Genomic DNA, 15,790 nt, shown 5'->3' with positions numbered 1-15,790 from the left:
ATACACAGATAGAAAGAAGGGCGGGATGCGGGATGGGTAACATGCGGAATGAACAGGACTGGGCCATCTTTCTGGCTGCCGTCTGCGGGCAGACCTATGTACAATTTGAACATGCGGACGGTTCGTTCGTGGTTCCGGCGGACTTCTCGGTCGTGCATAATTTCCGGGCGAAATCCATGGGCGGTATCTCCGAGCCGTTTGGTTTCATTCTGGAATCACCACAGGAGATCATTATTGCCTGGCGCGGAAGCAGCTCAACCACCAATTGGCTCTCCAACATGAATGCTGCGCAAAAAAAGTTCAAATATATCAAGGAAGATTGCCTGACGCACAGAGGCTTCACAGACATTTATTCGTCAGCAAGAGAGGAAATCCTCTCCATACTCAGCACCTTGTCACCGGAGAAAACGCTATACGTTACAGGCCACAGCCTCGGCGGGGCACTAGCAACCTTATGTGCTATAGATCTTGCCGCTAATTCAGCCTACAGGTCTCCCCGCCTGTATACGTACGGATCTCCGCGTGCGGGTGATCCTGCATTTGCCAAAGCATTCAGCAGCTATGTCCGCAGCAGCTTCCGTTATGCCAATCTCTTTGATGTCGCCACCTACGTTCCGCCTACCATCTACAAGCTGCCCCGGCATGAGAAAAAATATTATTACACCCATGTGCAGACGCTGTACTCATTATCCTTCCAGAACGGGACGGTTGAGCTCAATCATGTGCTTAGAAGCTACTTCGCAGTACTGTCGAAGCAACGGCCAGAATTCACAGCAATGTTATGTTCCACGAATCCCGGCTTCTGTCCGGTGCTTGAATTGATTACCTGATCACCGGGGGAGCCCCTGCATATTGTTAATTAATTCGCCAAAATTTGATTCAGGCTCTTCTCCAGCACTTTCAATCCTGCTTCCGGCTGAATCCGGTTACGGATAATATTCTGCAGCTCCTCCGACATTGCAGTGAATAGTGCCGCATATTTATCGGTTTGCGGGGCGAACTTCACCTGATCCCTCGACTGGATAAACAGCTCGCGGTAAGGCAGCTCCCGGTAAGCCCGGCTCTCTGCGATATCAAGATTGGCCGGGACATGACCCGCCTCCCCCCAGATATGTCCGCCCACCTCTGAGAAATACTTCATGAAGTCCATCGCTCCCTCCTGCTCCTCCAAGCTTACGTAAGCCGGAATAACCAGCGTATGTGAGCTTCCCCAGTGGGCGGCGCTGCCGAAGATCGGCGGGAGAGGCATAATACCGATTTCGGTATCCTCATTGCCCAGATGATGCCCCGCTTCCCATACTCCGCCGAACCACAGTCCAGCCTGGCCGTTATAGAAGGAGTCCCAAGGTGTATTATCATTCAGATCACTTAATCCCTCTTCGAACAGCTGCTGGTAGAAGGTCAGGACCTTCACCGACTTCTCATTATCGACCGCTGCATGCTTCATATCGGGACTGAACAGCTCTCCGCCTGCCTCATAATACAGATCCAGGAACGATTCCTGAAAATAAGGGGTGTTGACCGCCATCGGCTGTACCCCCGGAACCTGCTCAGCGATCTGCCGCAGCATACGGATGAACCCTGCGGGAGAATTCTCTTCGAGCTTCGGTGTTCCATCTGGAGTAAGCAATCCGGCCTTGGCCAATATTTCCTTGTTGTAATAGAGCATGTGAAAATGGGTATCGAGCGGGACTGCATAATATTGTCCGCTGTAGCTGATGCTCTGCAGGTTCTGTTCACCGATTTGACTCCACTGGAATCCGTCCTGCTCAGCCAGAGCATTCAGCGGAACAATTTGCCCCGCTTTAATGAACGGCGACAACCGGTCCGCATGGACAACGGCTACATCAGGCCCTTTGCCGAAGGACAGAGCAGTGCTCAGCCTGGCGTAATATTCGTTAGATTCAAGTCTGAGCTGCTTCACAAACACTTCACTCTGGGAAGCATTATAATCTTTGATAATTCTCTCTACGAATTCGCCTTCGCCGCCTCCGAACGGATTCCAGAAGGATACCTCGACAGGCACTGTACTCTCCTGGGGACTCTGATTCCCGGAAGAGAGCTCTGCACAGCCCGGCAGCAGGAACAGATACAGCAGCAGAACGGGCAGCATACGGCCCATGGTTTTCATCTCACTCCCCCTTTCCGGAACAGGTTCACTTCAGTCATATTTTGTAAGCGTTTGCACAAAATCCCACCCTCACAGCCCTCATTGGCCGCTCTTACGAACCAGCCCGCGATATTCCGAAGGAGACACGCCAGTGATTTTCTTGAACACCTTGGAGAAATATTTCGGGTCCTGAATCCCGACCAGGGTACCGACATCTCCAGCCTTCAGTTCTCCGGTTAGCAGGGTCTTGGCCTTCTCAATTCTGATCCGGGTCAGATACTCCAGGAAGCTCTCGCCTACTTCCTTCCTGAACAGGTTGGCGAAATAATTCTTGCTTAAATGTACAAGCCGGCTAATCGACTGCAGTGTGATTTCCTGATCATAGTACTGCTGAATATACTGGGTTGCCTTGATAATGCTGTTCCGGTCGCTGTTATACATCTCTATCATATGCTCTACCAGCGCTTCGAAGGCCTGCATGAACCATAGCCGGCTCTGTTCAAGCGTTTCCAGCATCGACAGCTCGTCGAAGTACTGCTTCTTGAGCTCCAGAACCTGTTCAGCATCCCTGGATACATCGGGCCACAAGGTTGTTAGGATCATCAGCAGCTCAAGTGAGATAATCTGCACGAGATCCGCATCCCGGCGTACAGCCAGCTGCCCGAACAGCTGATTCAGATACTCCTCCAGCTCTCTGGACTGGAAGGCGTACACCATAGACTGGATCTGGCGGCTGCTGATCTGAAGTGCCTCAAGCGGAGGTACTTGCGCCTTCAATTCTTCGCTGCCGTGAACCAGAACACGACCGCTCCCCATAAACAGCTTCTGCCTGGCAGCTTCCACGGCCTGGACATAAGCATTCTTCAGCTCTGCCCACTGCCCGTTCACTCCGCTTAGACCAATCGTTGCAGTCCAGCCGTATTGGGCCGATAAGCTGCCGATAAGCTCTTCACTACAGCTGTGCACGAAGTCTAACCAGGCTAATCCTGCGGGCTCTGCGTTTACGTCTGTGGTCACTACAATATTAAGCTCCCCCTGTCTATCCGGGAACATCTCATAGCCGAGGGTTCGCTCATCCCACATCTGCTCCAGCAGCCTGCGGATCGCGCTCTGTCCTTGCCCATACCCCGGCTCAGCACTGCTGCCCAGGCTAATATGCAGCAAATATAGCGGCCGTGAATCCGCAAGTCCCGCCTGTGCGAGTCTACTTCTGTCTATCTGCCCCTGAGCCGCCCCCCGCTCCATGAGCTCCAGCAGGAAATTCTCCTTATGCACCGGCTCCGGGGGAGCAGCCTGGGAAGAGACGGGCATATTCTTCTGCACCGCCTCCAGGCTTTCCTTCAATTTAAGCAGCACCAGCTCAAAGTCACGCGGCATCATATCCGATTTGATCATATACTCGGATACACTATGTCTGATCGCCTCCTTGGCATACTGGAAATCTTCGAGGTTGCTGAGGATAATAATCCTGATATCCGGTGAGAGCTTCCGTACCTCGGCAATGAGCTCGATGCCGTCCATCACGGGCATTTTGATATCGGTAATCAGGATATCAGGCAGCCCGGATTCCATCACCTCCAATGCCTCCCTGCCGTTCGACGCTTCGCCTATGACCTCCATCCCGATGGACTCCCAATTAATCATCGACCGGATTCCATATCTTACGATAAATTCATCTTCTACGATAATGACCCGGTGCATCTCAGCGGTTCCCCCTTATATCCTCTGTCATGAGTGGCAGCTTGATTCGTATGGACGTTCCTGTACCCGGCTCACTGTGAATCTCGATGCCGTACATTTTCCCGCAAATCAGCTTAATCCGTTCATCCACATTGGCCAGTCCAATGCCTCCCGGCTTCTCCTCCTCCGCCGCTTGCCCGGCCAGCAGACTGCGCGCAAGCGCCGGGTCTATCCCCTTCCCGTTGTCCGCCACTTCGAACCATACCAGATTGCCCGGCGCTTTGCTGCACGATATGCGGATGCAGCCGCCGGACTCCATATCTCCAAAAGCATGGATAACCGCGTTCTCCACAATCGGCTGCAGAATCAGCTTGGGCGTCCGCAGGTGACGGACTTCATCGTCCATCTCAACAACGGTCTCAATATTGAAGTTGAAACGGAACTTCTGAATGCCCAGATAACACTGCACATGCTCGATTTCCTCCTCCACCGTAACGGTCTCTTCCCCTTTGCCCAGACTGATCCGCAGCAGCCGCGACAATAAGCTGACCATCTCTGCCGCGTTGTTGGCTTTCTGAATCAAGGCCGTCCATTTAATAATATCCAGGGTGTTGTAGAGAAAATGCGGGTTGATCTGCGCCTGCAGCGCCTTGAGCTCCGCCATCCGTTTCTGATCCTGCTCCAGATATACCGCTTTCAAAAGCTCGTCGATCTGCACAACCATGTAGTTGAAATTATCGCCGAGAATATCGATTTCGTCATGCCGGCTTTTGGCTTTGTAGCGGACGCTGAGCTCGCCGGACATCACCTGCCGCATCAGACGGATCATCTTCAGAATCGGATTCGTAATGGAATTCGCCAGCACCAGTGCAGCAATGACCGAGAAGACAATGCAGAGCAGCCCGACGAAGATGAAAATCTGCAGCAGACGGTTCGAATCCTGGTACAGCGCCGCCTTGGAAATGACATTCACCACCACCCAGTCATTGGTGTGCAGCTTCTTGGCATTCACAATCAGGCTGTCGCCCTTGTACGTGAGCGGAAATCTCGTCTCCTCCGGGCCGGAGCCTATGAGCTTCTCGTAACCCGCCTCACCCAGCACCTCAGTCACACTTCTGCCAATCAGACCACTGTCCGGGTAGGAGACCAGCATGCCACGTCCGTCCATCACGAAGCTTTGCAGATCCCGGTTGTTGCTCACCGCCTTCGAGACCAGCTCCTTAATGACATCCTCCCGGATATCCAGAACTGCCACAATCCCCAGCGGACTGTCATCGGATATTTTGTACAATTGCTTGGCTACCGAGAAGACGTGGGTGCTCTGCGAATTCAGACTGTCTACATAGGTCCCGTAGCGGGTCGGATACCAGCGGAAGTTGCTGCCGCCCTCAAGCGTCTGCAGGAATGGCTCTACCTCGGCTGGCGTGCGCTTGTTCCAGCGGTAGATTCCTTTGATATAATGCCTATCCGATACAAAAGAAATCGACTGCACATCCTGATTGATCGCCACAATCGTGGACAGCTTCGTCGTTAGCGACAGACTATCCACATCATAGCTGGCCGTGTCTGTCCGATCAAGGGTCCGCAGCATGCCCACGATCTCGTTATTGTTCAGCACCTGCATCATCATGTCCTTGTACACACCCAGCCGCGTATCCAGATTATCAGCGGTCTGGTACAGCAGATGCTCGGAATATTCGGTTACTTTGTGGTTAATCGTTGATTTGGAGATCGAAAATGAAATAATCCCCATGACCACCAGCGGTGTCAAGGAGAAGAGAACAAGAAGCAGCATCCACTTATAGCGCATGCTGCTCTTCATAATTTTGATCCAGGATATCAGGCGGAGCCGCATGGGCCTGGCAGAACTCTCAGGAGATGTAAGCATGCCCACTATCCTTTCGCGTTTAAGAATTAACCTTTGACACCGGACATCGCCACACCCTGGACAATATGCCGCTGAAGAAGAATGAACACCAGAATCGTCGGTATCGCCGCAATGGCACTTGCCGTCATAATCAGATTGAGCGACATGTTATTATTCGACAAAAAGGTGGGCAGCCCTGCCGAAAGAATCATATTCTCTTCTGAGGTAATCGCCAGATAAGGCCACAGGAAGTTATTCCAGGAGAGGATAAAGAAGAAGATTCCCACAGAGACCATGGCTGAGCGCGTAAGCGGCAGACAGATACTCCACCATAACCGGAAGCTGCGGCTGCCGTCAATCTGCGCGGCTTCAATATAATCCCTGGGTACCCCGTCCATGAATTGCTTCAGCAGCAGAATGCCGATCGGGTTGGTCAGCCCGGGCAGGATAATCGCCCAGATGTTATCAATCAGCTGCAGATGCAGCGCAGTTTCATAGAGCGGAATCAGTATAGCTTCTGTCGGAATCAGCAGACCTGAAACGATCAGCACATAGAATATCCCCCGCGTCCGGAAAGGCAGCTTGGAGAAGGAGAATGCCGCCAGCGAGCTGAGCAGAATGGATATGACGGTGGTGAGGACACCTATGACCAGACTGTTCCACGTCCAATGCAGAATTTGCGAGTCCCGGATGACTTTGACATAGTTATCGGTATTCAGATCTGACCAATTCACCCAATCAGCCAGCGTATATACGTTCACACCGTCAGGCTTCAGGGAGGTGAGGAACATCCAGATCAGCGGAAAAACAAACAGCAGCGCAAGCAGAACAGCAGCAATATTTAAAGCAAGCTTCTTCATGAACGTCTCCCTCCTATCCGTCTTTGCGGTCTGTGATTTTGAATTGAACCACGGCGATCAGCAGCATGATGAAGCAGAAGATCATTGATTGCGCTGCGGCCAGGCCGAACATATCCTTCTTGAACCCCGTGACATAGATATAGCGGATCATGGTATTGGTGGAATCTCCCGGCCCGCCGCCGGTCATAATCTGTACCTGTCCGAACAGCTTGAGGCAATTGATAATCTGATAAAAGATCTGGATCTTCATCACACTGGACAGCCCCGGCAGGGTGATGCTCCAGAAGCGCTGCCAGGCATTCGCGCCGTCGATCTTCGCCGCTTCATAATGATCTGTAGGGATTTCCTGCAGTCCGGCCAGAAACAGCACCATCACAAACCCGACGCTCCACCAGTCTGTCGCTATCGTAATCGCCCACCACACGAACCTGTGATCGGTGAGCCAGTTGATATCCGTGTTCATACCGAGGGCATGCAACAGAGCATTCACCGGGCCGTTCTTCGCATCGAACAGCTTCAACCAGATGAAGCTGACCACAGAGACGGACAGGACATAGGGCAGGAAGAACACGGAGCGGATCAGGGTCCGTACCCAAATTCTCTGATTGATGATCAGCGCCAGTACCAGTCCAAGCACCAGTACGGTTGGCGCGCACAGCAGTACGAAATAAAAGGAGTTCCACAAATACGAATAGAAATCCGGATTCTCTAAAATTTTCTTATAGTTGGCCAATGCAACATACTTCTGCATCCCCTGAATGCCCCAGACATGCAGGCTCATCCAGGCTCCGTTGATTACCGGCCACAGGTAGAACACCGTAAACGGTACCAGAAAGGGGACCAGATAAAAAATAGCTTTCAGTTCCTTCAGTAGGTGTATGGGCTCTCTCCTGCGAAGAGGCGTTGCCGCTTTATTCTCTATTACACTCCGCTCCATCGGTCATTCTCTCCTTCAATTAAGTTTGCACATGGGCTGGAAGGACAGGCCACCCGCCCTTAGCGGAGGCGGGGGGCCGTACCTTTCCTGCAGAGGGAGCTAGTTCTCCAGCACTTCGTTAATCTGTTTCTCCAGCTTCGCCAGCCCGTCTTCCGGACTCTCACTGCCGAAGATGATGTTCTGCAGCTCTTCGGAGATAGTGGTAATGATGGTTGTATACTTATCTGTCGGCGGAGCAAATTTCACGGTCTTCTGGGCCTCGATGAATTCGCTGCGGTAAGGCAGACTCTTGTAGGCATCGCTGGTGGTTACTTTGCTGTTCGCAGGCACATGACCCGCCTGTCCCCAGGTTTCTCCGCCTATTTCAGAGAAATACTTCATGAACTTGGCTGCCGCCTCCTGCTTCTCAGGAGTGACGTAGGACGGAATTACAAGCGTATGGGAGCTGGCCCAGTGCGTCTGGCTGCCAAAGATCGGAGGAAGCGGCATCGCGCCGATATGCAGGGATTCATCTCCGAGGAGCAGCCCCGCTTCCCATACACCGCCGAACCAGAAAGCAGCTTTGCCGTTATGGAAGGTATCCCAAGGTGTTTTATCATTGAGATCGGCATATTTGTTGTTGAAGACGTCCAGATAGAATTTTAGAACTTCCAGCGCCTGCGGATTGTTGATACTGGCTTTGGTCATATCGGAATTCAGGATATCCCCGCCGGCTTCATAATAGAGATTAAGGAACGGCTCCTGGAAGTAGGGGGTGTTCACAGCCATCGCCTGCACATCCGGCACTTTGGCCTGAATATCCGCCAGTGTCTGCTCGAAGCCCGCCGGTGTCAGGTCTCCAAGCTTAGGGGTGCCGTCTTCATTCAGCAGACCGGCCTTCTGTAGGATGTCCTTGTTGTAGTAGAACATATGGAAGTGGGTATCCAGCGGGACAGCGTAAGGCTTACCCTCGTAGGACACGCTCTGCATGTTGGAATCAGAGATTTCCTTAAGGTCAAATCCGACCTTGGAAGCCAGCTCATCTACAGGTACAATCTGCTGCGCCTTCACGAACGGGGAGATCCGGTCCACATGGGCAATGGCAATATCCGGTCCTTTGGAGGAAGACAGCGCCGTACTGAGCTTCGCGTAATATTCATTGGATTCGAGGCGGAGCTGCTTCACAGTTACCTCTTTCTGCGAGTCATTGAAGTCCTTGATAATCTGGTCTACGAATTCCCCTTCCCCGCCGCCGAACATGTTCCAGAACGAGATCTCTACCGGACTGCCGCCTGCACTCTCTATCTTTGCCGGTTCATCCGATGCCTTGACGGCTTCTCCGTTCTCTTGGTTTCCGGATGAGCACCCCGGCAGAATCAGGGCTAACGCCAGCCCGGCCGATACCAAACCTGTGTACTTCTTATTCATCCTCATTTGAACAACCCTCTCGTCAAAAAAGTTTGTGTGCGAGAGCCCTTTCAAGCATTCATGTAAGGGCTTTCTTATCACTTACTCTACAGGGGATGCGGCAACGGTTGAACCGACAAACCGCCGCTCCTTGGTGAACAAATGACAGGTGTTAATGGCACGGAGCCGCCGTGAGGGTAGACGATCTTAAGGAGGGTGGAGAATCGAAAGGTGCGGAAACGGGGCTTCCAGTTCCCCATTAAAATTAGCTACTGCTCGAATGGCGGTCATTCTCGCATCTGCCGCATCTCTCTGGCTCTGGCTCTGGTTCTAGCTCAGCAAATATTAGTTGGATAAATGTATCTTAATTTGGAGGTTTTGGAGGTTTTGAGGTGATTAGATGGATAAACGTCATTTAATTTCATGCATTCCCCCTACTGTGGACTAATACCGCCATATTAAGTGCTGTTTTTCCAACTGTTGCCCGGCAAGGGCGCCTCCGTTCATAAGCAAGTGGAGAAAATCCAACTGCTATATAGATTGGTACTTGTACCAATAAAAAAGAAGCCCCGAAGGGCTCCAGAAAGGAATTGCAGATTAGTTCACTGTTATATTATCGAAGGCTACGCTGTTATTGAAGCCGCCGCGTACTCCGATGGTGCCCGAGGTAAACACCGCGTCATTCAGGTTAATCTTAGGCACAGCCATATCACCAGCATATACCTTGATGTTACCGCTGTTCACGACAATCTTCATATGATACCAGGTATTTACCGCAATGGGTGTGGCCACGGTCTGGAGCGGGGTCCAGTTATTGTTGAAACGTCCCAGCCATACCTCACCGGCAGAGTCAATGCCTGCGGCGTAGCCCTTCTGAGAATCGGCACCGGTACCCGGACCCGTCAGATTGAAGACCAGACTGCCCTGGCCGGCATTATTCAGCCTGATGTCTCCTTCGAGCGTATAGTTCATTTTAGATGGGTACGGGGTAAGCACGGATTTGTCCGCATTGACCGAACTGAGGTTATAGGTTCCGCCGCTCACGGACCAGGTTCCCCCATAACGGGCCCATCCGTTGTCATTCGCCGCAAAATCGTTGCTATACGAGCCGCTGAGCGTGCCGAACCGGACCTGGACATTATGCCCGCCAACACTCCGCTCGACCGAATCCACAAAAGCAATCTCATTCGCCCCGGTCTGGTACATCGCTGTCCACCACGAATTCCCGAACGCCGGAACATCATTATCCACCCATGTGGTCCCGTAATCATTACTTAACGAGAGCACATTGGTGTTGGAGCTGAGCAGCAGACGCCCGTCGGTTAAGGAGAGGAGATATGGCCCGCCCTGCTGATTGGTCGATACCTGGGTGCCGATGCCGCTGGACCATGTCTTGCCATCCGTACTTTTTTTGGTGAAAATCCGGCAGTTCTGCGTTCCGCACACCTCAAAGGCGACAATATACTGTCCGTTCGCCATCTTGCTCCAGACCGGCATGCCTGGACGAGCCCCGGCGTTAGACGGGTCCCAGGCCACATAAATCTCATTTCCCCAGCTGGCTCCGCCGTTGGTAGAAATTTTCTCGGAGATGATCTGGCTGTAGGAAGGGTTCTCGGTCACATGCTTCTCACTCGCATACATGACAGCTACCGAGCCGTCATTCAGCAGCTGCATATGCGGCTCATATACCCCTTTATCCGGGTTCCCCAGGGAACCGGCGGTGCCGTTGTTCTCATCGATTGTGCTCAGGAAGCTCCAATTCGCGCCGCCATTCACACTCTTATACACTCTCAGCTTGTACGACTCCTGCCAGCGGACCGAGCGCATGGCCAGCAGAATATCGCCATTGGCCAGCTGCACGAACTGCCCGTTGTCCAGGTCACGCCCGTCTTCCCACAGGGTGGACACCAGCGACCAGGTGCGGCAGTTGTCGGTGCTGCGGAAGACCTGCAGCCGGGTGCCGCCCCAGGAGACCTTGGTATAGCCGTTGTTGTCGTAAATAGCAGTGACGGCCAGCCAGTCCCCGTTCGCCAGCTTGATCATCCGGGCATATTCCGCCCCGAACGTTCCGGGTCTGAGCCCGCGGGCATCAGTCCCCGCATCTGTGAAGGTGTTAATATCGGTAATCGTGGATGAGGTACCCCACACCACCGGGCCATTCGCGGCAAATGCCGGAATGGCGGTCAGGATCAGAAGCAGACACAGGGAAGCCGACAGCGAGGTGAATAGTTTTTTTAACAAATAAGCCCCTCCTCTTCATCTTCAATTATGAAACCTGTTGACCGCACCTACATGTAAGTGCTTTCACTGAAGATTCTAAAGGGCTTCTTCTTGTCATTGAACCGATAATTCACCGCTTTTTGGGTACCAATGTTACGATTATTCCGTCAACTGCAAATTGGCCTTCCGGATCACTTCCAGCGGAATCTTCGGCGTCCGGTCCGCAGTGAGCAGCCCGTTCACTTCCTGCTGGACATCCGTAATCTGCGTATAGCAGTAGCCGCAAATATAAGGAGTGTCCTTGATAGCCTGCGTAATCTTGCGGAACCGTTCAATGAAGGCATCGGTGCTGCTTACCTGCTCTCCATACCCCCAGTCGTCACCGGAATCAAAGGCAATGCCGCCGAACTCACTGACGATCACCGGCTGGCCGCGGTATTCATAGCCCTGAGCCATGGCATATTTCCAGTTGTTGAATGAGGCTGCCCTGCCAAGTACGCTGCCGGAGTCTGCATAACGTTCAAGCAAGGCATCTCCGCTCTCTTCATAATCATGCAGGGTGATGATATCGCTGATGGTGTGCTCCCAGCCGTCATTCACAATGACCGGACGGTTCGGGTCGATGGATTTGGTCAGGTGATAAATCCCCTCGGTGAATTTCTGCTGCAGCTTGCTCGTGTAGACCTGCGGAATCCCCCAGGATTCGTTAAAAGGCACCCAGGTGATAATCGAAGGATGATTATACTGCTGCCGGACAATCTCCGTCCATTCGTTCGTGAAGATCTCCACAGCCTCATCATTGAACTCAAAGGTCGCCGCCATCTCCGACCAGACCAGCAGGCCCTTTACATCGCACCAGTACAGGAACCTGGCATCCTCGATCTTCATATGCTTACGCACACCGTTGTAGCCCATCGCCAGAATCGCGTCGATATCGGCAATCAGTGCTTCTTCGGACGGCGGGGTCAGATGGCTCTCCGGCCAGTAGCCCTGATCCAGAATGAGGCGCTGATACACCGGTGTATTGTTAAGCAGCACTTTGCCTTGTTCGACCGAAATTTTGCGCAGTCCGAAATAGGAATATACCCGGTCAATGACCTGATTATCTTTATAGAGAACAAACTCTACTTCGTATAGGGTCGGCGCAGCAGGTGACCAGGACTGCAGCTTCCACGGTCCATTCGCTTCGTGAGTCAGCTCCACATCCAGCTGCAGCCAGGCCCGGTCTACATGGAGCGAGACCTGCTTGAACGTCTTCTGCCCCGTGCTGATCTTAGTCTCCAGGCTTAGATTGTCGTCCGCTGCCTGTGTCTGATATTCGAAACGGACAGAGCGGTTATCGAGATCCGGAGTGATTTTGACAGCTTTGAGATAGGAGGGCGACACATACTCTACCCACACACTTTGCCAGATTCCCGTTGTCTGCACATAGAAGCATTCGAAATTCTCATCCACCCAGCGCTGCTTGCCCCGCGGCTGAGTACAGCTCTGGCTGTCTTCCACCTTAACCACCAGACGGTTGGACGCTGCCGTATCCGTGTTTACATAATCCGTAATATCCAGCGAAAAGGCCGCATAACCGCCTTGATGACCTCCGGCATAGTACCCGTTTACCCATACCTTCGCGGTATAATCCACCGCCTGGAAATTCAGCATCACCCGCTTACCGTTCAAGTCCGCAGGTAGCTGCAATTCCCGCTCATACCATACATAAGGATGGAAGGTCGTCTCACCGATCCCGCTGGCCTCCGTCTCATAAGTAAAGGGAACCTGTATCTTCAGATCCCCGTGCAACTGCTCATTCCACCGCTCCCGTTCACCAACGTTGCCATCGTCAAACCGGAAACTCCATTCCCCGTTTAAGCTCTGCCATTCCTTACGGACGAACTGCGGACGCGGATAATCCTTAATATAATGCTCGGTTGCCATAGTATTGCACACGCTCCTTAAGAACAATATTTTTGTTTTATTACAATAAATATGTATTAATTATTGCAGAATCTGCTGAAATGTCAATCACCGATTGTACAGCATGAAGAACCTGCGCCTAAGGCGTCAGGTTCTCTGCATAAATATCGTAGGTTCATCGCAAATGCTACTCCGTCTATCGCTTGTCGTTGAAATTCCGTGACTCAGGTTTCTTATACTGTATAGAAGATCTTCATCACCAGATCCTGCTCATAATCGCCGAACTTCCGCCCGAACAGATTCATTCCGCCCTTGAAGACCGCATTCTCCTTCACACCCAGCCGCAGATCCACATGGTTCTGCTCTGTAAGCTTCAGCTGGCTCAGATTGACGGCGGATATCTCTTTGTGGTCGATCGTGCTGCGGGTATTGTCTACGCTCCAGGTCTTGAGCGAGCCGAACTGGGTACCCGTATCGATCCACCAGGAAGGATTCAGCTTCCCGCGTCTGCCGCCGAAGTCGCCGGGCGAGGTCCAGGTGCCAACCTCCACATTGTTGATCCACAACGTAATATCCGAAGGCCAGTCGTTCTCATAATTCGGCGCCTCGGAGCAGATCTCCATCGAGAACTGGATCAGGCGGACCGCTGCCCCCTGCGGGATTTCCAGCGGATAGCGGTATTCAAGATACCCCTTTCGCAGCCAGAGCAGCTGGGCATGAACACGGTCCGGATGGAAAAAGCCCGCCGGTGAGTCCTCCACAATAATCGGCCCAGCCTCACTGACCATGCCGCAGGTGGGCGCCACTTCACAGGCCGTGAAATTGCCGATCGGCATTGCAATCTCGTAGCAATAGTCCCCTTGCTCCGCCTTCGCGCGGCGTTCCGGCACATTAATGATGATCTTGATATCATCATAGATGCGGCTGCAGACCTTCATGGAGCCGCGCGAAGCCGGCAGCAGCTCGGTCTCAATCAGCCCCGCCTGCTCCAGTACCTTCACATTCGAGGCGGAGGTGGATACCGGTATCTCCAGCGCCTCCGCCAGCTCCACTACATTCATTCTCCGGCTGTTGAGCAGCTCCAGCATTCTTAGTCTAAGCTCCGTAGACAGCGCATGCGTCACTTTCACCAGTTCCTCAGGATGTTCCATGGATAATTCCAGAATATCGATCACCGCTTTACTGTCTATTTAAGATCTATTCCTATTCCTGCACAAAATACAACATTCTCCTCATTAAATCAGCCCAAATTGAAAATTGTTGTATAAAAGGCAGCATTCCCCCGCCTTCAAGCGGCTTAGCGGGAAAATTCCTGTATATCGTACAACAATCCTCCCGAATGCCCGGGTATTCAACAGTCAGTGTTGTATTATCTACAACATTCATGCCTAGTCAGCGCCAACTTAAGAAACTCACTCGGCTGCGGACCCTTCCGGCAGCAGAACCACCTGATCCCCCAGCCGGACCTCCCCGGTCCGGATCACAGAAGCATATACGCCAAAGTTCAGATTGAACTCCTTATTCACTTGTTTGAGCAGCGAGCTGTCCCGCTCCAGGGTATCCGGGTTCATCGTAATCATAACGCAGCGGTCACAATAGCTGTCTACCTGCAGCTCTGCACCGCCTATCGATAAACGCCGGCCGAGCCATTCCTCTTCCCCAAGGGAATCCTCACTCACTTCCACGACAAAGTTCCCCCGGAAGCGGCGCTGATCAACAGGCTTGCCCCATAAAGCCTCCAGCTTCTTCAGGCTCTTATCGGTCACAAGCAGGATACTGGCCCCGTCCACAGATAACAGCTGCGGGTGTTTCGCTTCCGGGTGAGGCGCTTTGAACTCGGACATCGTAATTTGCGTGGAGGTCAGGCTCTGGATTTCATTAAGCAGCTCCGCATCCCAGCCGAAGACTCTGCCGTCTGCCGCCGTTACCCGGATATCCCCCTCGATATATTCTGCTTGATAACTAAGCATATTGGGGATCTTTCTGGCCGTAACATACTGCCACCAATCCTTCTTCGTCATGTCATAGAAAGAGCAGTACCGGTCCCCCTGCACCCCGTATGATTCTATCTGACAAGCTTCCAGCTCTTCTCCCGCAAAGGATTTCACCGGATAGCGGTTAATCGCCATAATTTCACCAACTGTAATGGACACTAATTCCGCACCTCTTCTGTCTATAATGTAATGTTCCATCCATTCTCCGAATCTTCAATTATCTTTCTGCTCTTATCCGATAATGCCTTCTGCAGTAAGGTTTCATTGTAGCCCTGATCCTTAAACACACGGAGTATGGCTTCTGCCCGGTCCATCCTGTTTCTCCGGATATTCGACTCCAGCTGAATCTCCAGCGGGACTACAGGAACGGTATATCCGGCAAAAGGCAGCAGCTTAGCATAGCTCCAGATCGCCTGCCCGCCTTCCCAGATTCCCTCACCGTCTTCGGAATCAGGAATGCCCGCTGAATCAGAAATATGTACCACTTCCACATCAAAATCCTCAATGATCCATTTTCCTTTGGTCCAGGTGAACCCTGAAGCAAACGACTGCGTGAACAACGGTTCCTCGATTGACGATAACCAGCCCGGTTGTTCCCAGGACAAGAGAGGTTTAACCTTTAAGCTAAAGGGTTCAAGGACAGAAGCGATAACCGCCGCATCCCCTGCGTTCTGTGCATACAAATCGAGATCCCCCGGGGTCATCTCCGCTCCTTGCAGTACCGAAGCGACTGAGCCTACGATGATCCATTTACAGTCTGCGCCTGATTTGGCGTAACGCTCACATACTGCTGTTAATGCTTCACTATAACTCATAGATGCCTCCTGC

Annotated in this window: 12 protein-coding genes; 1 reads left to right on the top strand and 11 read right to left on the bottom strand. The window is 52.4% G+C overall.

The window, feature by feature from the left end:
• Positions 1–32 precede the first annotated feature (32 nt).
• Positions 33–830 (top strand): lipase family protein, encoded by a 798-nt coding sequence (locus tag NYE33_RS18685; protein WP_042138359.1) that lies wholly within the window; start codon positions 33–35, stop codon positions 828–830.
• A 29-nt stretch (positions 831–859) separates the two neighbouring features.
• Here NYE33_RS18685 and NYE33_RS18680 read toward each other — a convergent pair whose 3' ends face one another.
• The 11 genes from NYE33_RS18680 to NYE33_RS18630 all read right to left on the bottom strand — a co-directional run bounded on the left by NYE33_RS18680 (position 860) and on the right by NYE33_RS18630 (position 15,777).
• A complete protein-coding gene (locus tag NYE33_RS18680; RefSeq protein WP_341066958.1) occupies positions 860–2,131 on the bottom strand; it encodes an ABC transporter substrate-binding protein in 1,272 nt (423 codons plus the stop codon).
• Between the two features lie 78 nt (positions 2,132–2,209).
• Positions 2,210–3,811 (bottom strand): response regulator, encoded by a 1,602-nt coding sequence (locus NYE33_RS18675; protein ID WP_336101847.1) that lies wholly within the window; start codon positions 3,809–3,811, stop codon positions 2,210–2,212.
• Between the two features lies 1 nt (position 3,812).
• Entirely contained in the window at positions 3,813–5,612 is a 1,800-nt protein-coding gene (locus tag NYE33_RS18670; protein ID WP_179093470.1) for a cache domain-containing sensor histidine kinase, read from the bottom strand.
• Positions 5,613–5,704: 92 nt separating this feature from the next.
• Complete coding sequence (locus NYE33_RS18665) at positions 5,705–6,517, bottom strand: carbohydrate ABC transporter permease (RefSeq protein WP_042138366.1); 813 nt, start codon at positions 6,515–6,517, stop codon at positions 5,705–5,707.
• Between the two features lie 13 nt (positions 6,518–6,530).
• On the bottom strand, positions 6,531–7,454 hold the full coding sequence (locus NYE33_RS18660; protein WP_341066955.1) for a carbohydrate ABC transporter permease: 924 nt from the start codon (positions 7,452–7,454) through the stop codon (positions 6,531–6,533).
• Positions 7,455–7,553: 99 nt separating this feature from the next.
• Positions 7,554–8,861: an ABC transporter substrate-binding protein gene (locus tag NYE33_RS18655; RefSeq protein ID WP_341066953.1), complete on the bottom strand. Its 1,308-nt coding sequence runs from the start codon at positions 8,859–8,861 to the stop codon at positions 7,554–7,556.
• 576 nt (positions 8,862–9,437) lie between these two features.
• A complete protein-coding gene (locus NYE33_RS18650; RefSeq protein ID WP_341066952.1) occupies positions 9,438–11,081 on the bottom strand; it encodes a family 16 glycoside hydrolase in 1,644 nt (547 codons plus the stop codon).
• A gap of 138 nt (positions 11,082–11,219) precedes the next feature.
• Positions 11,220–12,989: a glycoside hydrolase family 2 protein gene (locus NYE33_RS18645; RefSeq protein WP_341066951.1), complete on the bottom strand. Its 1,770-nt coding sequence runs from the start codon at positions 12,987–12,989 to the stop codon at positions 11,220–11,222.
• A 212-nt stretch (positions 12,990–13,201) separates the two neighbouring features.
• Complete coding sequence (locus NYE33_RS18640) at positions 13,202–14,143, bottom strand: ArsR/SmtB family transcription factor (protein WP_341066950.1); 942 nt, start codon at positions 14,141–14,143, stop codon at positions 13,202–13,204.
• A 237-nt stretch (positions 14,144–14,380) separates the two neighbouring features.
• Complete coding sequence (locus tag NYE33_RS18635) at positions 14,381–15,121, bottom strand: MOSC domain-containing protein (RefSeq protein WP_341066948.1); 741 nt, start codon at positions 15,119–15,121, stop codon at positions 14,381–14,383.
• A 20-nt stretch (positions 15,122–15,141) separates the two neighbouring features.
• Positions 15,142–15,777, bottom strand: coding sequence for a hypothetical protein (locus NYE33_RS18630; protein WP_341066945.1), 636 nt, complete (start codon positions 15,775–15,777; stop codon positions 15,142–15,144).
• Between the last annotated feature and the right edge of the window lie 13 nt (positions 15,778–15,790).

The sequence above is a fragment of the Paenibacillus sp. FSL R10-2199 genome (assembly GCF_038000235.1).
GTDB lineage: Bacteria > Bacillota > Bacilli > Paenibacillales > Paenibacillaceae > Paenibacillus_AQ > Paenibacillus_AQ phytohabitans.
The sequence above is the reverse complement of the archived record's forward strand: the minus strand, read 5'-3'. Positions and strand labels throughout refer to the sequence as shown.